This is a genomic window from Mesorhizobium sp. B3-1-8, assembly GCF_006439495.1.
Classification (GTDB): Bacteria; Pseudomonadota; Alphaproteobacteria; order Rhizobiales; family Rhizobiaceae; genus Mesorhizobium.
On sequence record NZ_VFTK01000012.1, the window covers coordinates 24,993 to 44,542 of the forward strand.

Consider the following 19,550-nt stretch of genomic DNA (forward strand, 5'->3'; position numbering starts at 1 on the left):
TGAGACCTTGAAGGTCCCGGATCCGGCGGCATCTCATGGCGCAGCGCTTGCATTGCCCAAAACGCAGGTTCTTTTCTCGGCGCCCTTGCGCACGAGATCAGCTCTTTCCGATCAAACCCAGGCGCCGCAGAAGGCCGCGAAGAAAGCGGCCTCGGCCATTGGCCGGGTTCGCCGTCGCCTGGCGTTGCCGCCTCGGCAGCGCTGCGAACTGCTCGGAAAGCCGCCGAAGCGTCGAAGTCCAAAGCAGCGTATCGAGCTGCGCGATATCCGCCGATTTCAGCTCCTCCGGTTCGCTTCTGAGCGCCTGCGCCAGCAGATCCCGGAAGTCATCCGGCCTGTCGGCCAGCCGGACATTCCGCCAATGCTTGAATTGCTCGTAGCCGCGCAACGCGAAAGTCGTCGCCACGACGGGCTTGCGATTGTACAGCGCTTCCGCGGTCTTGATGTTCGTGCCGCCGCCCTCAAGGATCGGAAGCATCACGACATCGGCAAGCTCGATCAGCGCGCTGAGGGTCGCGCCGTCCTGCACGCCGAGCAGCTCGATCCGTGCTTTGTCGGCGCCACCGTGCCGCGGGAATCCGGGATCGTTGCGTATCTGGTCGGCAACGTCGCCGACCACCACGATCCGCTCCGAGGCTGAAAGGAAACCGAGGTCCGGACCCGTCATCTGGAGAAAACCGCGGGCGTTGGGCGGATGGCCCGAGCCGACGAACAGCGCCGTGCGCAGGCCGGCGAACCGCGACGCCCAACGATCGAGGCCGATAGGCATTTCCCGCGGCCAAATGCCGTTGGCGGCGACCACCACGCTTGGATTGAGCTTGCGGAAATAGGTTGCATCCTGCTCGCTGACGGCGACGATCAGGTCTGCCTTTGCGGCAAGATCGGGCTCGATGTCCGCCGCGCGTTGAGCACTCCAGAAGTCCATTTCCGCGCCGGCGATCATGGCCTCCTGCGCCAGTATTTCCTGTTCGACGTTGTGCGAACTGTACACGATTGAAAAGCGTGCCTCGGGCGAGCACGTTTCAACATACTCGCGCAAGGCCGGCCAAAGCCAGCACTGCTCCAGGGCGATGACATCCGGTCTGAAGCCGTCGAGAAATCTTGCGATTTCGCGGCGATGGGACTTGCTGCCTGCGATGAATTCAGCGGCGGCGACATCGGAACGCCATTTGCGCCGGGCCATCTTCTTGCGAAAGCTGCGCGGCATCTCGATGAAAAGATCGCCGGCCTCCATTTCCCGCTTGGCGCCGCGGTTGGGAGTGACCACGACATGGCGTGTTTCCCATCCGCAATCCCGCAAGACCCTGTGGATGGCATTCACCCTCAACTGACCGCCATGGACCGGCCGCCGGATCGGAAACGTTCCAAGCGAAACATACCTCATCGGATCGACGTGATGGCCAAGCCGCCGGCATGAAGTGGCCGTCTCAACGTCGCAATCATTCTCTGGTCCCCAATTTAAGCGGGACACTACCATTGGACGCCCAGTCTGGACATTATGTTGGTGGATGGATGCCAGGTGCGCCCAAGATAGACCTTGGCGATTGCAAAGGTGAGAGCATCCAGCTCGGTCTGAAGGGGAAGGAAGCTTTTGACGTCGAGCAACGGTCGAGATCCTTCCAAGTTGCGAATCCTGACGCTTCTGGCGCGCCATGGCACCGCCAGATATCCCACCGCGCTGCAGGATTTGAAGGCGATGTTTGCCGCGCAAATGCCCGACGTGGCGCACCAGACGCTTGTGATCGACAATTGCCTGCCGGAAGGTCGGAGCGTTCACCTTGATCGCGAAGTCGCATTGATCGGGGGCTCCAACTCCAGCTGGGAATTCTCCGCCTGGGACAGCGGCATTGCCCACATCGGCAAACGGGTGAATGACTATGACCTGGTCCATCTCGCTACGTCTGCATTCGCCGAATACACGCCGGACCATCTCAAGCTGATCGACCAGGACGTCGTGCGGCATCTGTCGGGCTTGAATGCGGTGCTCGGCCATATCGATTTCTTCAATGAGCCCGTGTCGATGTTTGGAATTCCCTCGCAGGCTTGGCTCCGAAGCTCGTTCATCCTGATGCGGCCCAGGCATTTGCAGGCGCTTGGATCGATGGTCGGCGTGACCGATGGCGCGCCGATTTTCAGCGGGAATCCGCTTTCGCCCTTCCGGGAAGACGCACCGGTCTCGCGCCCCTATAGACAGCTGTTGATTGGATGGCTTACCGGAGCCGGTACCGGGCAAGGGCCTGGATGGCACTCCCGGTTCGATCTCACGGACGAAACGCTGCCTCTTCTCGAGAGCAAGGCAAGGGCGATCCTCAACGAGCAGATGCTGACGAACCGATTGCTCGCAATCGGCAGCGCAATCGTCGATGTCACCTGGCTCGCGCGAAAGGCCAAGGCTGCAGACAGCATATCCTTGGGCGACATCCCCGATTGGCGAGCGCAACTGCGGCCGAGAGTGGGGCGCAAATTCGCGCGCCTCCTCGGTAAATCCAGTCGGGGACGACAGCCCTAGCAGAAAGCAGCAGGCACGATTTCGAGCTTCATCCTCCCTGCAGCACCGCCAGAGGGCGGGTGCTTTGCAGGCTCAGGCCTTGAAGAACGCCAGCAGGTCGGCGTTGATGACATCCGCATGGGTCGTTGCCATACCGTGCGGGAAACCCTTGTAGACCTTGAGCTCGCCCTTCTTGAGCAGCTTGACCGAAAGCAGCGCGGAGTCCGCGATCGGGACGATCTGGTCGTCGTCTCCATGCATAACCAGCACCGGCACGTCGATCTTCTTCAGATCCTCGGTGAAGTCGGTCTCCGAGAACGCCTTGATGCAGTCGTAATGCGCCTTGGCGCTACCCATCATGCCCTGGCGCCACCAATTGTCGACGACGCCTTCGGAAACCTGGGCACCGGGACGGTTGAAGCCGTAGAACGGGCCGGCCGGGACGTCGCGGAAGAACTGGGCGCGGTTGGCCGCCAGCGCAGCGCGGAAACCGTCGAAGACCTCGATCGGCAGGCCGCCGGGATTGGCCGGCGTCTTCAACATGATCGGCGGCACCGCGCCGATCAGCACGGCCTTGGCGACGCGGCCTCCGCCGCCATATTGCGCGACATAGCGAGCGACCTCGCCGCCGCCTGTCGAATGACCGACGTGGATGGCATCCTTGAGGTCGAGATGTTCCGCGAGCGCGGCCACATCCGCGGCATAGGTGTCCATCTCGTTGCCGGTATCGGTCTGGCTCGAACGGCCATGGCCGCGTCGGTCATGGGCGACGACGCGGTAACCCTGTGCCAGGAAGAACAGCATCTGGGCGTCCCAGTCGTCGCTGCTCAACGGCCAGCCATGGTGGAAGACGACAGGCTGGCCAGTCCCCCAATCCTTGTAGAAGATCTGCGTTCCGTCCTTGGTGGTGATCGTGCCGCTGCCCGAACCCGACTTGGTCTGCGAGGTCATCTCAATCTCCTTTTATAGATGTCACGATAAACAATATCGCGATAACTATCTCGTAACGGAGGTCGAGAGCCTTGTCCATGAAATTATTTATCGCGATATCATTTTTCGTGGTATGCAATAGATGCTCAGTCGGCAAAAGGAATGCGCCGTGCCTCTCCCGTTGGACAATCAGCTCTGCTTCACGCTCTACGCCACCAGCTTGGCGATCAACCGCACCTACAAGCCCATGCTGGACGAGATGGGGATCACTTATCCGCAATATCTCGTGCTCAATGCGCTGGGAGAGACGGATGGCATGTCGGTGGGCAGCATCGCGCATCGGCTCGCCCTCGAATCGAGCACCATCACGCCGCTGGTGAAGCGAATGGAGCAGGCTGGGCTTGTCACCCGCCAGCGCAGCCAGACGGACGAGCGCCAGGTGCAGGTCGACCTGACCCCCGGCGGACGAGCCTTGCTCGTCCAATGCAATTGCCTGAACGAGACGCTGATCGAGCGGTCAGGCATGAAACTGGCTGAACTCGATGCCTTGAACCGGCAAATCCAGGCGTTGCGCGACGCGCTGAACGGCGGCCTTGCGGTCGACGTCGTCTGAGATGTGCTGAAAAAGAGAGCGGGCGCGACCGGGCAAACTTGCGTCCCGGGCGCCTTGGACGGGCTCAGGGGATGCCGGTCACGCCTCTATCTTGACCGGCGGCAGTTGCGGCGCCTCCAGCCCCTGGAATGGGTCGCGCCAGGCGTCGATCGCCTCCAGCCGGCCGTACCACCGCCGGATCGCCGGGTAGTCGGCGAGCGGCAATCCGGCGACGTCGTTGAAAGGCAGGAACGTCGCCATGCGGAAGTCGGCATAGGAGATGGAATTGCCGACCAGCCACTCGCGTCCCGAAAGCTCGGGCTCGAGGATCGCCGCGGCTTTATGGAACTGCCTCAGCCCCTCCTCGACCAGCGCGTGGTCGATAGGACCGAGCCCATAGCGCTGCTTGGTCCCGCGCTCGAAATGCACCATGTCGCAGGCGAAAGCGAACCGTTCCTTGCCCCAGCTGATCCAGCGGATCATGTCCGGCTCGTCATCCCCGCCGCGCCAAAAATCCGAGCGAACCTCGCGCGAAAGCCGGCAAGCGATGGCGTCGGCCTCCCACAGGCTCCATCCCGATCCCACCAGTATGGGCAATGTCAGATTGGGGTTGAGCACGCGATGGCGTTCGGCCTGCCCCGGCGCCATGGGCGATGCGAACTCGAACGCGATCTTAGCCTTGAGATGGCGCGCCGTCGCGACCGCGAGGCGAGGATTGGGATTGCGGCTGAACAGCAGTTTCATAGTCGGTCCCCTTGGGATGGTTACATGCCGCAGGACGACTGATATCCACCCGATCCTACATTCGTGCAAATCGGATTGCCGGTTTATGCTTTCGATGCTGGAAACCGCCCCGCAAGCCTTCCAGCCCAACCGCTTGCGCCTCTCGCCGCCTTCCGCTATAGAGCCGCCACCCGCGTAGACACCCTTGGAGGCAACGCGGAGGAAGGCCGGCCAGGCCTCGCATGATCCCCAGACGCATTTGGATCGCCAAACGCATCGGACAGATCGTGCAAGGCCGCGACGGCTTTCGACGTTTACGGTTGGCCTCGTGCTTGCCGCAAGCGCTCCATAACACGCGAAAGGAAGTGCCATGAGCCACGATGCTTATGAGCTGAAAGCCGAAGCGCGCGAACAGGTCGGTAAGGGGTCCGCCCGTGCAGTTCGTCGCAACGGTAAAGTGCCTGCAGTGATTTACGGCGACAAGCAGCCTCCCCTGGCGATTGCGCTGAACTACAAGGACCTCTTCTACAAGATCCACGGCGGCGGGTTTCTGACCACGATCGCCACGATCGATGTCGACGGCAAGAAGATCCAGGTCCTGCCGAAGGATTTCCAGCTCGACCCGGTCAAGGATTTTCCTGTCCATGTCGACTTCCTGCGCATCGGCAAGGACACCGAGGTCAATGTCGACGTGCCTGTCCACTTCATCAATGAGGACAAGTCGCCCGGCATCAAGCGCGGCGGCGTGCTCAACATCGTTCGTCACGAAGTCGAGTTCCACTGCCCGGCCAACGCGATCCCGGAATTCATCACCGTCGATCTCACCGGCACCGACATTGGCGATTCGATCCACATCTCGGCGGTCAAGCTGCCGGCCGGCGTCAAGCCGGTCATCTCCGATCGCGACTTCACCATCGCGACCGTTGCCGGCTCGTCGGCGATGAAGCCGGAGACGGAAGCGACCACCGAGGCGGCTGCGGAAGAGACGGCGGCTCCGGCGGCCGAAGAGAAGTAATTCTCCAGGCCGGATGATTTCATCCGGCTCTAGATCAAAGAAATAGAGCATGATGTTTTCCGAAAACCGCTTCACACTTTTCGGCATCATGCTCTAGTCCGGAGGCGGCGATGCTTGTCTTTGCAGGCCTCGGCAATCCGGGCGCGAAATACGAAAACAACCGGCACAATGTCGGCTTCATGGCGGCGGACGCGATTGCCCGCCGCCATTCCTTTTCGCCCTGGTCGCGAAAATTCCAGGGCCTGATCTGCGAAGGCACGCTCGGCGGCGAGAAGGTGCTGCTGATCAAGCCGCAGACCTTCATGAATCTGTCCGGACAGTCGGTCGGCGAAGCGATGCGCTTCTACAAGCTCGAACCGGCCGCGCTCACCGTCTTCTACGACGAGATCGACCTTGCCGCCGGCAAGCTCCGGGTCAAGGTCGGCGGCGGCTCCGGCGGCCACAACGGCATTCGTTCGCTCGACCAGCATGTCGGCAACGCCTATCGCCGGGTGCGCATCGGCGTCGGCCATCCCGGCGTCAAGGAGATGGTGCACGGCCATGTGCTCGGCGATTTCGCCAAGGCCGATCGCGAATGGCTCGACGTCCTGCTCGACGCCATCGCCGACGACGCCGGTCTGCTGGCCAAGGGCGACGACAGCTCGTTCATGAACCGCGTCACGCTGGCGCTCCGCGACAAGCTTGTGCCGACCGGCGATGACGATCGCCCGCCGCCCAAGCCGCCGAAGCAGCAAAGCCATGTCCGCCAGGCGCGCCCGCAGCAGCCGGCGGCAAAACTTCCCGAAAGTGGCCCGATGGCCGCCATGCTGAAGAAGCTGTTCGGAAAAGACTAAAGCGCGCCGCGTCGAAACGGATTCACACGACGCGCTTTAGGTCGTTGCTTGATGCATGTCGTTGTCGCACTTTTGCGCGACATGCGTTAAATCATCGGACCGCTCCCCATCTGATCGGCAGGAGCCGCCGATCGCGGAGAACGGCGCCGCCTCGAACTACATGGCGCCGACGGCCATGCCCTTGGTCGTCTCGTCGATCGCATCCCTGACCAGCGCGATGGCCTTGAGACGATGACCGCCCTTGTCGGGAATGGCGACCTGAAGCTGGTTGAGCGCCGTTTCCAGGGCTGCAAGCGCCCGGCTCATATGCGGCTGGCCGGCGGCTTCGGCTTCAGTGGCGGCAAGCGCTGTCGCGCCAACGGCGACTGCGGCGCCCGCAACTCCAAGCGCCACGATGTTGCGTAGACTGTCACGACGGGACAGATTGAAATCGGCCATGTCAGAATTTCCTTTGCTCGAGACTTTTGTCGTCCATGCGACCGGGCCAAGCTAGCGTCAAATTGCGACGCCCGCGCTAAACGAACCCTGATCAAGCCGCTTGCAAACCGCACGCCCAGGCACTGGCGACGCCGGCTGCTGTCTTCGAAGGGCTTGACGTTCGTCACCCCTATCGCCCATAGCCCTCACCAAAATCGAATTCCGACAGGACTGGACGAACATGGGTTTCAAATGTGGCATCGTTGGCTTGCCCAACGTCGGCAAGTCGACGCTGTTCAATGCGCTGACCAGGACGGCCGCCGCGCAGGCCGCCAACTATCCTTTCTGCACCATTGAGCCGAACACCGGCGAGGTGGCGGTGCCCGACCCGCGCCTGCAGAAGATCGCGGCGATCGGCAAGTCGAAGGAGATCATCCCGACCCGCATCTCCTTCGTCGACATCGCCGGCCTGGTGCGCGGCGCCTCGAAGGGCGAAGGGTTGGGCAACCAGTTCCTCGCCAACATCCGCGAGGTCGACGCCATCGTGCACGTGCTGCGCTGCTTTGAGGATGACGACATCACCCATGTCGAAGGCCGCATCGACCCTGTCGCCGACGCCGAGACGGTCGAGACCGAGCTGATGCTGGCGGACCTCGAAAGCCTCGAGCGCCGCATCGCCCAAATCCGCAAGCGCGCCGCAGGCAAGGACAAGGAAGCCATGGCGGTCCTGCCGATGATGGAGGCCGCGCTCGAATTGCTGCAGGCCGGCAAGCCGACGCGCGTCCTGCTCAACGGCATCGCGGCGGAGGACCTACGCATCCTGCAGGGGCTGAACCTGCTCACCTCGCATCCCGTTCTCTATGTCTGCAACGTCTCCGAGGCGGACGCCGCCACCGGCAACGAGCACACCAGGGCGGTGGAGAAGATGGCCGCCGCGCAAGGCGCCGGCACGGTGGTGATCTCGGCGGCGATCGAGGCCGAAGTCGCCCAGCTTTCCGACGAGGAGGAAATGGAGTTCCTTGCCTCGATCGGCCTCGACGAGCCCGGCCTCAACAAGGTGATCCGCGCCGGCTACGAGCTCCTGCATCTGATCACCTATTTCACCGTCGGACCGAAGGAGACGCGCGCCTGGACGATCCACAAGGGCGATAAGGCGCCGCAGGCGGCCGGCGTCATCCACACCGACTTCGAACGCGGCTTCATCCGCGCCCAGACGATCGCCTACAACGACTTCGTCACGCTGGGCGGCGAAGTAGCCGCCAAGGAAGCCGGCAAGGCGCGCGACGAAGGCAAGGAATATGTCGTCCAGGACGGCGACATCATGCTGTTCAAGTTCAACACCTGATCTCCAGGGAGACCCGGCGATGATAAAAACCTTCGTCGTCGACAATGATCGCCTGCGCCTCACCGAGGATCTTGCGGCCGATGGCGACAGGGTCGTCTGGGCCGATCTCTTCAACCCGACCAAGGAGGAAGAGGCGCGCATCGAGAGCTGGCTGGGCATTGCCATTCCGACCCGCGAGGAGATGGAAGAGATCGAGATTTCGAGCCGCCTCTATATCGAGGATGGCGGCTACTTCATGACCGCCGTGCTGCCGGCGCAGACCGAGGCGGACGATCCTTTGATGTCGCCGGTAACCTTCGCGCTCGCCGGCAAGAGGCTGATCACCGTCCGCTACCATGAGCCCAAGGCCTTCAAGACTTTCCCGCAGCGCGCCGAAAAGGTGGCGACCGGCTGCACCAGCGGCGACACCATCCTGATCGGCCTCCTCGAGGCGATCGTCGATCGCCTGGCCGACATCCTCGAGCGCGCCGGCCGCGAGGTCGAAACGATCTCGCGCGACATTTTCGAGGCGCGCTCGACCAAGGCCTCGAAGCGCAACCGCGATTTCCAGGAGCTCCTGAAAGGCATCGGCCGCAAGGAGGACATCGCCTCCTCGGTCCGCGACAGCCTGATCTCGCTGCAGCGCCTTGCCGGCTTTCTCGCCCATGTCGCTGACCAGACCAAGATGAGCAAGGATGTGCGCGCCCGCATCAAGACGCTGTCGCGCGACGTGCTCTCGCTCGCCGACCACGCGACTTTCCTGTCGCAGAAGATCTCCTTCCTGCTCGATGCCACGCTCGGCATGATCTCGATCGAGCAGAACGCCATCATCAAGATCTTCTCGGTCGCCGCCGTCATCTTCCTGCCGCCGACGCTGGTCGCCTCGATCTACGGCATGAACTTCGACATCATCCCCGAGCTCAAATGGGAGTTCGGCTACCCCTTCGCCATCGCCCTGATGGTGGTCTCGGCCATCCTGCCCTTCTGGTATTTCCGCCGCCGCGGCTGGCTCTGACGGGGTTGGCCGGCGACGGCTGGCTTACCAGAAATCACTTGACCAAATTGACTAGGACCTTCATCCGGGAAGGCCCGACTTTGGGGACCACGCGTTGTCAACCGGATTGTCAGCATGACCGGAAAGACCTGGGCCTATGAGGACTTCGTCGAGGGCGCCTCGCTCGACCTCGGCAGCAAGGACGTGAGCGCCGCCGAAATCATCGAATTCGCCAGCGAGTTCGACCCGCAGCCGATGCATCTCGACGAGGAAGCCGGCAAGGCGAGCATCCTCGGCGGGCTTTCGGCTTCGGGCTGGCATACCTGCGCGATGTTCATGCGCATGCTGTGCGACGCTTTCCTGCTCGATTCGACCTCTCAAGGCTCGCCCGGCATCGAGCATGTGAAATGGAAGAAGCCGGTGCTGGCCGGCGACAGGCTCACCGGCACGCTCACCATACTTTCCAAGCGCCAGTCGAAATCGAGGCCGCAGCTCGGCTTGATCACCATGCGCAGCGAGCTCGTCAACCAGCGCGGCGAAAGCGTCTTCGAGCTCGAAAACACCGGCATGTTCCTCGCGCGTGATGCCGCGAGGGACCTGTCATGACTTTGGACGAGTATTTCCTGATCGGCGAAACCGTCACGCTCGGCGCGCATAAATTCGAAGCCGACGAGATCAAGGCGTTTGCCAAAAAATACGATCCGCAGATCTTCCACGTCGATGAAGAGGCGGCGAAGAAGAGCGTGCTTGGCGGGCTCTGCGCCTCGGGCTGGCACACCGCCGCCACCTGGATGAAATACAACCTGGAAAAACGCATGGAGACCGAGGGCGTGCGCTGGACCGGCCCCGGCCCGCAGCCCGAATTCGGCCCCTCGCCCGGCTTCCGTAACCTGAAATGGCTGAAGCCGGTCTACGCCGGCGAGACCGTGACTTTCACGCGCATCGCGCAGGCGCACCGTCCGCTCGCCGGACGCCCGGGCTGGTACCTGCTGACGCTGCGTTCGGAAGGTTTCGATTCGACCGGCGACAAGGTGATCGAATTCGACAGCGCCGTGCTGGTGAAGGTGGGATAGTGAGTAGTGAGTAGTGAGTAGTGAGTAGTCACTATTCACTATTCACTATTCACTACTTCCTAATGCCCCTCGAACCCGATCAACGTCCTCACCGGCACGCCGAGCGCTTCCAGCTTCTCGCGCCCGCCGAGGTCCGGCAGGTCGATGACGAAGCAGGCCGCGACGATGTCGGCGCCGATTTGCCTGAGCAGCTTCACCGCGGCTTCCGCCGTGCCGCCGGTGGCGATCAGGTCGTCGACGATTATCACCTTCTCTCCTGGCGAGACGCCGTCCTTGTGCATCTCCATCTCGTCCAGCCCGTATTCGAGACTGTAGGCCACGCGCACCGTCTCATAAGGCAGCTTGCCTTTCTTGCGGATGGGCACGAAGCCCGCCGAAAGCTGGTGCGCCACCGCGCCGCCCAGGATGAAGCCGCGCGCCTCGATGCCGGCGATCTTGTCGATCTTCAGCCCGGCATAGGGATGCACCAGCTCGTCGATGGCGCGGCGGAAGGCGCGCGCGTCACCCAGCAGCGTGGTGATGTCGCGAAACAGAATGCCGGGCCTGGGATAATCCGGAATGGTGCGGATGGCCGCAAGCAGCGTGTCTTCGAGGGAGGATTTCATGGGCGGTTGATCCGTTGCCGCACAGTTTTGCCGACAAGCGGCCGAAAAGAAAAGGGCGCCATTCGGCGCCCTTGCATTTTTCTGGAAGCAAGGCGCCTCAGTGCGCCACGTCGGCCCACACCCTGCGCTTGGTCATGTAGACCAATGCGCCGAAGAGCAGCAGGAAGATCATGACGCGGAAACCGGTCTTCTTGCGGTCCTCCAGATGCGGCTCGGCGGCAAACATCAGGAAGGCCGAGACGTCGCGGGCATACTGGTCGACCGTCTGCGGTGAGCCGTCGTCATAGGTCACCTGACCGTCCGAGAGCGGCTTCGGCATCTTCAGCGACAAGCCGGACAGGAAGTACGGATTGTAGTGCGTGCCTTCCGGGACCACCATGCCGGCCGGCGGCGTCTGATCGTAGCCGGTGAGCAGCGAGTGGATGTAGTCCGGGCCGCCCTGCGCGTACTGCGTGAAGATATCGAAGATGAAGCGCGGGAAGCCGCGCTCGACGCCGCGCGCCTTGGCGAGCAGCGACATGTCCGGCGGGGCGGCGCCGCCATTGGCGGAGGCCGCGGCCTGCTCGTTCGGGAACGGCGCCGGGAAGTGGTCCGACGGCTTGCCGGGACGGTCGAACATGTCGCCGGCGTCGTTCGGGCCGTCATGGATGGTGTATTCGGCGGCCAGCGTCTTGATCTGCGCTTCCGAATAGCCGAGCCCTTCCAGCGTGCGGAAGGCCACCAGGTTCATCGAGTGGCAGGCCGAGCAGACTTCCTTGTAGACCTTCAGGCCGCGCTGCAGCTGCGCCTTGTCATAGGTGCCGAACGGACCGGCGAAGCTCCAGCTCATTTCCTTCGGTTCGTTGATCGGGAAATGCGTCGGAGCGGCCGCGTTGTGTTCCTCTTCGGCGGCGATGGCAGCGGTGCCCGCGACCACCAGGCCAAGCAGCGCCAGCGAGGTGAGAATCTTCTTCATACCCAAAATCCCCTCAGATTCTCAGCCCGTGGTTTCCGGCGCGACGGTAGCACGTGCCGGATGTCCGCTGCCGCCCTTTTTCTTTTCAAGCACGGCCTCGGTGATCGAGTTCGGCAGCCTGCGCGGCGTCTCGATCAGGCCGAGCACCGGCATGATGACCAGGAAGAAGGCGAAGTAGAACAGCGTCGCCATCTGCGCCATGAACACATAGCTGCCTTCCGCCGGCTGCGAGCCGAGCCATCCGAGCAGGACGGCATCGGCCACGAACACCCAGAAGAACAGCTTGTACCATGGACGGTAGACCGCCGAGCGCACCTTGGAGGTGTCGAGCCACGGCACCAGGAACAGCATGGCGATGGCGCCGAACATGCACAGCACGCCGCCGAGCTTGGAGTTGATCGGCCCGATGTTGAAGGTGATGGCGCGCAGGATCGCGTAGAACGGCAGGAAGTACCATTCCGGAACGATGTGGGCCGGCGTCTTCAGCGGGTTGGCGACCGTGTAGTTGTCCGGGTGGCCGAGAAAGTTCGGCAGGTAGAAGACGAAATAGGCGAAGACGAACAGGAACACGATCATGCCGAACGCGTCCTTGATCGTGGCGTAGGGCGTGAAGGCGACAGTGTCGGTCTTCGACTTGACCTCGATGCCGGTCGGGTTCGACTGGCCCACGACATGCAGCGCCCAGATGTGCAGCACGACGACGCCGGCGATCATGAACGGCAACAGGTAATGCAGCGCAAAGAAGCGGTTCAGCGTCGGATTGTCGACGGCGAAGCCGCCGAGCAGCAGTTCCTGGATCCAGTTCCCGACCAGCGGAATGGCGCTGAAGAAGCCGGTGATGACGGTAGCGCCCCAGAAGCTCATCTGGCCCCAAGGCAGCACGTAGCCCATGAAGCCGGTGGCCATCATCAGGAGGTAGATGATGCAGCCGAGGATCCACAGGAGCTCGCGCGGCGCCTTGTAGGAGCCGTAGAATAGGCCTCGGAAGATGTGGATGTAGACGGCCACGAAGAAGAACGAGGCGCCGTTGGAATGGAGATAGCGCAAGAGCCATCCCGAATTCACGTCGCGCATGATCTTCTCGACCGAATCGAAGGCGAGATTGGTGTCGGAGGTGTAGTGCATCGCCAGCACGATGCCGGTCAGGATCTGCGCGACCAGCATGATCGACAGGATGCCGCCGAAGGTCCACATATAGTTGAGGTTGCGCGGCACCGGATAGGCGACGAAGCTGTCATAGACCAGCCGCGGCAGCGGCATGCGGGCGTCGAACCAGCGCTCGATACCGGTCTTGGGCGTATAGGTCGAGTGTCCCTCGCTCATCGAAATATCCCCTGCCTCAACCGATAAGGATCTTGGTATCGGAAATGAACTTGAATACCGGGATCGCCATGTTCTCCGGCGCCGGGCCTTTGCGGATGCGGCCGGCGGTGTCGTACTGCGAACCGTGGCACGGGCAGAACCAGCCGCCGAAATCGCCTTCCTGGCCGAGCGGGATGCAGCCGAGATGGGTGCAGACCTGCACCATCACCATCCAGGCTTCCTTGCCGGGCGTGGTACGGTTGGCATCGGTCGCCGGCGCGTCGGAGGGCAGGTTGGCGTTGCGCGCGATCGGGTCCTTCAGATCGGCGAGATTGACGGCCTCGCCGTCCTTCATTTCCTTTTCGGTGCGGTTTCGCACCACCACCGGCTTGCCGCGCCACTTGACGATCAGCGAAGAACCGGGCTGCAGCGAGGCGACGTCGACCTCCACCGAGGCCAGCGCCAGCGTCGAGGCGTCGGGGCGCATCTGGTCGATGAACGGCCACGCGACGGCTCCCGCGCCGACAACGGCGGCCATGCCGGTGGCTACGTAGAGAAAATCGCGACGGTTGGGATCGTGGATGTCGGTTGCGCTCACGGGTGCCTGATCCTTTCGCCTCTTCCTAACCGGAGGCCGAGCCTTGTCCCCGCTCAATCGCACCTGCCCGACAGCGCATGGCGAACAGGCTAGCGAATTCCTCCGGCATTTGGATTTCGGTTTATGCGTGCAGCCCGTTTTTGTCCAGCGGGGTGAAGGCACAAGGGCAGATTGTCGCGGGGACGCACAGCGGCCTTGGCCGACGCCTCCCGGCCAGGCCGTCGGACAGCGTGAAACAGCGAGAAATCCGGGGTGAATCGGGCCGGTGTTCGCCTCGACATCGGCTCCTGGCCCGGTCTATTGTCCCGCCATGGCGCATGTCATCGAACGCGACAGTTGGGCCGAAGCCCCGACCGCTGGATAGGCGAGCTGCAGTGCGGCCAATTCGGCGCCAATTCCTGCCTGATCTTCAACTACCAGCCGACGATCGGCGGCGGCCCGCGCCTGCACAAGCACCCCTATGCGGAAATCTTCGTCATCCGCTCCGGCACCGGCCTGTTCACGATCGGCGACCGGGAAATCGAGGCCACGGCCGGCCAGATTCTGATCGTGCCGCCCGACACGCCGCACAAATTCACCAATCTCGGCCCCGGCCCGCTCGAAAGCACCGACATCCACGAGAACGGCCACTTCATCACCGAGTGGCTGGAATGATTCTGATTGGGCCTGTCCGAAGCCTGACCGCAACCTAGTTCCATCCATCTGGCAACGATGGAGATCGACGCATGCAAACACGCGCCGTCGAGGTCGAGGGGTTGGCTATCGCGATCCGGGAAGCAGGACCGTTCGATGCGCCCGGCCTTCTGCTGCTGCATGGCTGGCCGCAAAGTTCATATGCATTCGAGGCAGTCATCGACCGGCTGGCCGAGAACCAGCACGTGGTCGCGCCAGACCTGCCGGGCATCGGCGGCTCGTACGACGCGCCCGGGACTGGCGAGAAGAGATATCTGGCAAGATTGATAAGGGGTCTGATTGGCGCTTGCGGCCTGCGGCAGGTCATCGTCGCCGGTCATGACGTCGGTGGCCAGATCGTCTTCGCGCTGTTGCGCGACTTGCCCGAGGAATTATCCGGCGCGGTGATCATGAACGTCGTCGTCCCCGGCGTGGCGCCGTGGGAAAATGTCATCCGCAATCCGCATATCTGGCATTTTGCCTTTCATGCGATCCCGGCTTTGCCGGAGATGCTGGTAGGCGGCCAAGAGCGCGCGTATTTCGATTTCTTCTTCGATATCCTTTCCAAGGAAAAGACCGCGATCCCCGCGGAAGCCAGGGACATCTATGCAAAGGCCTATTCGCGGCCGGAAAGCCTCAAGGCCGGCTTCGACTGGTACCGCGCCTTTGCCGAGGACGCCAAGGTCAATTCCCGCCCATCCGCGATGCCGATCACTACGCCGGTTCTTTATCTCAGGGGTTCGGCCGAATCCGGCGACATCGCCGATTATCTCGACGGCTTGAGGTCCGCCGGTCTGTCGCGGGTCGAAGGCGACATCATCGCGGATAGCGGGCACTTCGCCGCTGATGAGAACCCCACGGCACTCGCTGCAAGATTGGTACGCTTCCGTGAAGAAATCAGTGCCTAACTGGCACCAAGTCTAACCAGCACCGCCCGCGGGATGTCGTATTCGCGGATCACGGCATCATGCTTGCGCAGGCCGCAAAGCTCGCGCTGGATGAAGTAGGCGTGGACGGCCGCCGCCGCTTCCTTGAGCAACCGGTTGCGATGCTCGCCCTCGCCACCCTCGCGCAATCGGACAAGGCTTTCCTCGACACGCCGGCCGGCGCGGCCGAGCGCTGCGGCTTTTTCGGCGAGGATTTCGTGGCCGAGCAGGTCAAGCGCGCTCTCCTGCGCGCCTGACCGTCCGAAATTGGTGGGCATGCGTACCGACATGACGCCGTTCTACTCCGCCGGCCGCGTCTCTTCCAGCGCGCTTTCCTCGTTGAACAGGAAGCCGCCGGACTGCCGTTTCCAGAGCCGCGCATAGAGCCCGTCGAGCGCCACCAGTTCGTCATGCGTGCCCTGTTCGACGATGCGGCCGCCGTCGAGCACCACCAGGCGGTCGAGCGCCGCGATCGTCGACAGCCGGTGCGCGATGGCGATCACGGTCTTGCTTTCCATCAGCCTGGTCAGATTCTCCTGGATCGCCGCCTCGATGTCCGAATCGAGCGCCGAGGTCGCCTCGTCGAGGATGAGGATCGGCGCATCCTTGAGGAAGACGCGCGCGATCGCCACGCGCTGCCGCTGCCCGCCGGAGAGCTTCACGCCGCGCTCGCCGACATAGGCCTCGTAGCCGGCGCGGCCTCGGTTGTCGCGCAGTCCCAGGATGAAGTCATGCGCCTCGGCTTTCCTGGCCGCGGCGATAACCTGCGCGTCGGTGGCATTCGGCATGCCGAGCTTGATGTTGTCGCGCAGCGAGCGGTGGAACAGTGCGGTATCCTGGCTGACGACGCCGATATTGCCGCGCAGCGAGTTCTGCGTGACCCCGGCGATGTCCTGGCCGTCGATCAGGATCTGGCCGCCCTCCAGGTCGTAGAGGCGCAGGATCAGGTTGGCCAAGGTCGTCTTGCCGGCGCCCGACGGGCCGACCAGCCCGACCTTCTCGCCCGGACGCACAACGAGATCGATGCCGTCGAGCACGCCTTGCCCCTTGCCGTAATGGAAGGTGACGTTCCTGACCTCGATGCGGCCGCCGGTGACGACCAGTTCCTTGGCGTCCGGCGCGTCGGTCAGGCCCAGCGGCTGCGAGATCAGCGCCTTGGAGTTCTCCAGCACGCCAAGATTTCGCAGGATGCCGTTGAGCTGCATCATCAGCCTTCCCAGCAGCATGTTGAGCCTGAGCACCAGCGACAGCGTGAAGGCAACGGCGCCGACCGTGATCGAGCCTTCGACCCAGAGATAGATGGCAAAGGCTGCGATCGCGGTGATCATGATGCCGGAGAGCATGGTCAGCGCCATGCGCACGCCGGTCAGCCGGCGTGTGAACGGCCGCAGCGCGTCGAGATAGATGTCGAAGCCGCTGCGGATATAGCGGTCGTCGCCATCGGCTGAAAACAGTTTCAGCGTTTGCACGTTGGAATAGGAATCGACGATACGGCCGGTGATCATCGAGCCGGCCTCGGCCGTCGCCTCTGCATGCTTGCGGATCGCCGGTAGATAGAGTTTCGCCAGCCAGCCGAAGGCGGCGATCCAGATCACCACCAGCACCGCCAGCCGCAGATCGAGACCGGCGACCAGCGCCAGCGTGGTGACCGTATAGACGATCATGAACCACACGACCTCGATGAAGCTTTCCATCAGGTCGCCCGTCGCTTGCCCCGCCTGCCAGACCTTGGTGGCAATGCGGCCGGCGAAATCATTCTGGAAGAAGGCGTAGGACTGGCGCGAGACATGCCGATGCGCCTGCCAGCGCACCAGATTGTAGAAGCCGGGCGTGATCGTCTGTTCGTCGACCAGCGCCGACAGGCCGACCACGGCGGTGCGGATGACGAGCACCACCGCGCCCATGAACAGCACCTCTGGCCCAGCGGCAGCCCAAAGCGCGTGCCAGCTGCGTTCAGCGGGCAGTTGGTCGAGGATATCGACCAGCCTTCCGACGAAATAGAACAAGCCGGCCTCGACCAGCGGCGCGATGCCGCCGATGATCAGCATGGCGAAGAAGGCGAGCTTCGCCTGGCCGACATAGTGCCAGAGAAAGCCGCCGACGCTGACGGGCGGCCGCAGATTCGCCGGCTCGCGAAACGGGTAGACCCAGCGCTCGAACCAGCGATAGACGGCCTGCATCATTCGGCGGCTTCACCTTTCGTCGCCAGATCGTCGGCGACCGGTTTTTCCTCCAGCAGGAACCCGCCCGACTGGCGCCGCCAGAGCTGGGCGTAGAGCCCGCCCCTGGCGATCAGCGCCTCATGCGAGCCGTCCTCGACGATGCGGCCCTTGTCCATGACGACGAGCCGGTCCATCGCCGCGATGGTCGACAGGCGGTGAGCGATGGCGATGACGGTCTTGCCCTGCATGAGCTTGTAGAGGTTCTCCTGGATGGCGGCTTCCACTTCTGAATCGAGCGCGGACGTTGCCTCGTCGAGAATGAGGATCGGCGCGTCCTTCAGCATAACGCGGGCAATTGCGATGCGTTGCCGCTGGCCGCCGGACAGCTTCACGCCGCGCTCGCCGACAAGCGCCTCATAGCCGCTCTGCCCATGGGGATCGGTCAGCCCCGCGATCACATCGTCGATCTGGGCGGCTTTGGCGGCGCTGAACATCGCCTCGTCGCTAGCCGTCTGGCGCCCATATTTGAGGTTTTCGCGAACGGATCGATGCAAGAGCGAGGTGTCCTGGTTGACGAAGCCTATCGCCGTCCGAACGCTTTCCTGCGAGACGTTGCGGATGTCCTGCCCGTCGATCAGCACCTTGCCGTCTTGGACGTCGAACAGCCGCAGCACGAGATTGACCAGCGTCGACTTGCCGGCTCCCGAACGGCCGATCAGGCCGACCCGCTCGCCCGGCGCGATCTTCAGCGACAGATTGTCGATGACCCCGCCTTTGCCGTCCTTGCGCCAGTAATTGAAGTTCACCCGGTCGAACTCGATGCCGCCGGCGGTCACGACGAGGGCCGGTGCGTCGGGCTGGTCCTGCATGACGATCGGCAGCGCGATCGTCGTCATCGAGTTGCTGGCGACGCCGATCTGCCGGAAGACGTTGGCGCCGACGTCGAGGATCCTGCCGGAGATGTTGGCGATCTGCAGCGCGAACGGTATCGCGGTCGCGACGGCCGCGGTGGTCAAGGCGCCGGCGTTCCAGCCGACGAGCGCCAGCCAGCTCACGGCAATGAGCAGCGCCGCGTTGAGGATGAACAAGGCTGACCACATCAGCGTGAAAACGCGCATCAGCTGGTTGAATGTGTCGGCGTGCTCGACGACTGCCTGCGAGACATATTTGTCTTCGTGCTCGCCGGTCGAGAATGTCTTGAGCGTCAGGATGTTGGTGTAGCTGTCGACCATGCGGCCGCTCACCTGGGACCACCGCTCCGACAGTTGGGACGAGCGTTGCGTGATCCTGGGCATCGCGGACCAGAAGATCAGGCAATAGAACACCAGCCACACCGCCACGACCGCCAGAAGAAGCGGATCGAGCCGCGCCAGCACGACGATGGCGACCGCAACGAAGACCAGCGCATACCAGACGGCATCGACGGTGAGGTTGACGCTCATCTCCATCGAATCGCCGCTCTGCATGACCTTGGTTCCGATGCGGCCGGCGAAGTCGTTCTGGAAGAACGACCAGTCCTGGCGCACGACATGCCAATGGCTCTGCCAACGGATGAGGTCGATGAGGTTTGGCGCGATGGCATGGTTGCGGATAAGCGCGTCGATGACCATCGACAGCGGGCGCAGCAGCACGACGATCGCCATCAGCACGAGCAGCGGCCCATGCGCCGCGAAGAAGTCGCCCGGCCTGGTGCTGGAAAGCAGGCCCACGATCAGGCCGACAAAAATCGGCAGCATCGCGTCCACGATTGCCGCGACCGCAACGATGACGATGCGCAGCCAATAGGCGGTGCGAAACTGCCTTATGAAATACCAGTAGAACCGCCAAAGCCCCATTGGCGGCTGCCTGTCTTCGGCCAGCGCCACCGGCGAATAACGGCTTTCGAACCAGGTGAAGATGCGGTCGAGCATTTTTCTCTCATAGACGCCGGAAACTGCAATC

The 19,550-nt window shown here is 62.9% G+C and carries 20 protein-coding genes and 1 pseudogene; 10 read left to right on the plus strand and 11 right to left on the minus strand.

Features of this window, described 5'->3' with window-relative positions; translation table 11 throughout:
* Nucleotides 1–97 precede the first annotated feature (97 nt).
* Nucleotides 98–1,654, minus strand: a complete 1,557-nt coding sequence (locus tag FJ424_RS13210; RefSeq protein ID WP_140653365.1) for a glycosyltransferase — start codon at nt 1,652–1,654, stop codon at nt 98–100.
* A gap of 42 nt (nt 1,655–1,696) precedes the next feature.
* Between FJ424_RS13210 and FJ424_RS13215 the strand changes: the two genes are divergently transcribed.
* Nucleotides 1,697–2,509 (plus strand): hypothetical protein, encoded by an 813-nt coding sequence (locus FJ424_RS13215; RefSeq protein WP_246677231.1) that lies wholly within the window; start codon nt 1,697–1,699, stop codon nt 2,507–2,509.
* A gap of 72 nt (nt 2,510–2,581) precedes the next feature.
* On the opposite strand, the gene FJ424_RS13220 is transcribed toward FJ424_RS13215, so the two are convergent.
* A complete protein-coding gene (locus FJ424_RS13220; protein WP_140653364.1) occupies nt 2,582–3,439 on the minus strand; it encodes an alpha/beta hydrolase in 858 nt (285 codons plus the stop codon).
* Between the two features lie 148 nt (nt 3,440–3,587).
* Between FJ424_RS13220 and FJ424_RS13225 the strand changes: the two genes are divergently transcribed.
* Nucleotides 3,588–4,031, plus strand: coding sequence for a MarR family transcriptional regulator (locus FJ424_RS13225; RefSeq protein WP_140653362.1), 444 nt, complete (start codon nt 3,588–3,590; stop codon nt 4,029–4,031).
* A gap of 78 nt (nt 4,032–4,109) precedes the next feature.
* Here the strand turns inward: FJ424_RS13225 and FJ424_RS13230 are convergent, their stop codons facing one another.
* Nucleotides 4,110–4,754 carry a glutathione S-transferase family protein gene (locus FJ424_RS13230; RefSeq protein WP_140653360.1) on the minus strand — a complete coding sequence of 215 codons (645 nt, stop codon included), beginning with the start codon at nt 4,752–4,754 and terminating at the stop codon, nt 4,110–4,112.
* A 349-nt stretch (nt 4,755–5,103) separates the two neighbouring features.
* Here FJ424_RS13230 and FJ424_RS13235 point away from each other — a divergent pair, with 349 nt between their 5' ends.
* Nucleotides 5,104–5,748 (plus strand): 50S ribosomal protein L25/general stress protein Ctc, encoded by a 645-nt coding sequence (locus tag FJ424_RS13235; RefSeq protein WP_140653359.1) that lies wholly within the window; start codon nt 5,104–5,106, stop codon nt 5,746–5,748.
* Between the two features lie 110 nt (nt 5,749–5,858).
* On the plus strand, nt 5,859–6,581 hold the full coding sequence (gene pth, locus FJ424_RS13240) for an aminoacyl-tRNA hydrolase (RefSeq protein ID WP_140645766.1): 723 nt from the start codon (nt 5,859–5,861) through the stop codon (nt 6,579–6,581).
* Nucleotides 6,582–6,737: 156 nt separating this feature from the next.
* Here pth and FJ424_RS13245 read toward each other — a convergent pair whose 3' ends face one another.
* The gene (locus tag FJ424_RS13245; RefSeq protein WP_140645765.1) at nt 6,738–7,019 is read right to left on the minus strand and encodes a hypothetical protein; all 282 of its coding nucleotides are present in this window, start codon (nt 7,017–7,019) and stop codon (nt 6,738–6,740) included.
* A gap of 220 nt (nt 7,020–7,239) precedes the next feature.
* On the opposite strand from FJ424_RS13245, the gene ychF reads away from it, so the two are divergent.
* The 4 genes from ychF to FJ424_RS13265 all read left to right on the plus strand — a co-directional run bounded on the left by ychF (nt 7,240) and on the right by FJ424_RS13265 (nt 10,389).
* The gene (ychF, locus tag FJ424_RS13250; protein ID WP_140653357.1) at nt 7,240–8,343 is read left to right on the plus strand and encodes a redox-regulated ATPase YchF; all 1,104 of its coding nucleotides are present in this window, start codon (nt 7,240–7,242) and stop codon (nt 8,341–8,343) included.
* A 19-nt stretch (nt 8,344–8,362) separates the two neighbouring features.
* Nucleotides 8,363–9,337, plus strand: coding sequence for a magnesium/cobalt transporter CorA (corA, locus tag FJ424_RS13255; RefSeq protein ID WP_140653356.1), 975 nt, complete (start codon nt 8,363–8,365; stop codon nt 9,335–9,337).
* A 114-nt stretch (nt 9,338–9,451) separates the two neighbouring features.
* Complete coding sequence (locus FJ424_RS13260) at nt 9,452–9,922, plus strand: MaoC family dehydratase (protein WP_140653354.1); 471 nt, start codon at nt 9,452–9,454, stop codon at nt 9,920–9,922.
* Nucleotides 9,919–10,389, plus strand: a complete 471-nt coding sequence (locus FJ424_RS13265) for a MaoC family dehydratase (protein WP_140653352.1) — start codon at nt 9,919–9,921, stop codon at nt 10,387–10,389. The genes FJ424_RS13260 and FJ424_RS13265 overlap by 4 nt, the downstream gene beginning before the upstream one ends.
* 59 nt (nt 10,390–10,448) lie before the next feature.
* Here the strand turns inward: FJ424_RS13265 and FJ424_RS13270 are convergent, their stop codons facing one another.
* The 4 genes from FJ424_RS13270 to petA all read right to left on the minus strand — a co-directional run bounded on the left by FJ424_RS13270 (nt 10,449) and on the right by petA (nt 13,849).
* Nucleotides 10,449–10,994, minus strand: coding sequence for an adenine phosphoribosyltransferase (locus FJ424_RS13270; protein ID WP_140653350.1), 546 nt, complete (start codon nt 10,992–10,994; stop codon nt 10,449–10,451).
* A gap of 97 nt (nt 10,995–11,091) precedes the next feature.
* Complete coding sequence (locus FJ424_RS13275) at nt 11,092–11,949, minus strand: cytochrome c1 (RefSeq protein ID WP_140653348.1); 858 nt, start codon at nt 11,947–11,949, stop codon at nt 11,092–11,094.
* Between the two features lie 21 nt (nt 11,950–11,970).
* Complete coding sequence (locus tag FJ424_RS13280; protein WP_140645758.1) at nt 11,971–13,272, minus strand: cytochrome b N-terminal domain-containing protein; 1,302 nt, start codon at nt 13,270–13,272, stop codon at nt 11,971–11,973.
* A gap of 16 nt (nt 13,273–13,288) precedes the next feature.
* Nucleotides 13,289–13,849, minus strand: a complete 561-nt coding sequence (gene petA, locus FJ424_RS13285) for a ubiquinol-cytochrome c reductase iron-sulfur subunit (protein ID WP_112099424.1) — start codon at nt 13,847–13,849, stop codon at nt 13,289–13,291.
* Between the two features lie 310 nt (nt 13,850–14,159).
* Between petA and FJ424_RS13290 the strand changes: the two are divergent.
* Together FJ424_RS13290 and FJ424_RS13295 are read left to right on the plus strand one after the other, a co-directional pair.
* Nucleotides 14,160–14,503, plus strand: a pseudogene (locus FJ424_RS13290) (cupin domain-containing protein).
* Nucleotides 14,504–14,574: 71 nt separating this feature from the next.
* A complete protein-coding gene (locus FJ424_RS13295) occupies nt 14,575–15,429 on the plus strand; it encodes an alpha/beta hydrolase (RefSeq protein WP_140653346.1) in 855 nt (284 codons plus the stop codon).
* Here FJ424_RS13295 and FJ424_RS13300 read toward each other — a convergent pair.
* From FJ424_RS13300 to FJ424_RS13310, 3 genes are read right to left on the minus strand one after another with little or no spacing between them, the layout of a single operon-like run.
* Entirely contained in the window at nt 15,426–15,737 is a 312-nt protein-coding gene (locus FJ424_RS13300; protein ID WP_140653344.1) for a DUF6665 family protein, read from the minus strand. The two genes, FJ424_RS13295 and FJ424_RS13300, sit on opposite strands and share 4 nt — an antisense overlap.
* 9 nt (nt 15,738–15,746) lie before the next feature.
* The gene (locus FJ424_RS13305) at nt 15,747–17,630 is read right to left on the minus strand and encodes an ABC transporter ATP-binding protein (protein ID WP_140653342.1); all 1,884 of its coding nucleotides are present in this window, start codon (nt 17,628–17,630) and stop codon (nt 15,747–15,749) included.
* Entirely contained in the window at nt 17,627–19,519 is a 1,893-nt protein-coding gene (locus FJ424_RS13310; protein ID WP_140653340.1) for an ABC transporter ATP-binding protein, read from the minus strand. The genes FJ424_RS13305 and FJ424_RS13310 overlap by 4 nt, the downstream gene beginning before the upstream one ends.
* Between the last annotated feature and the right edge of the window lie 31 nt (nt 19,520–19,550).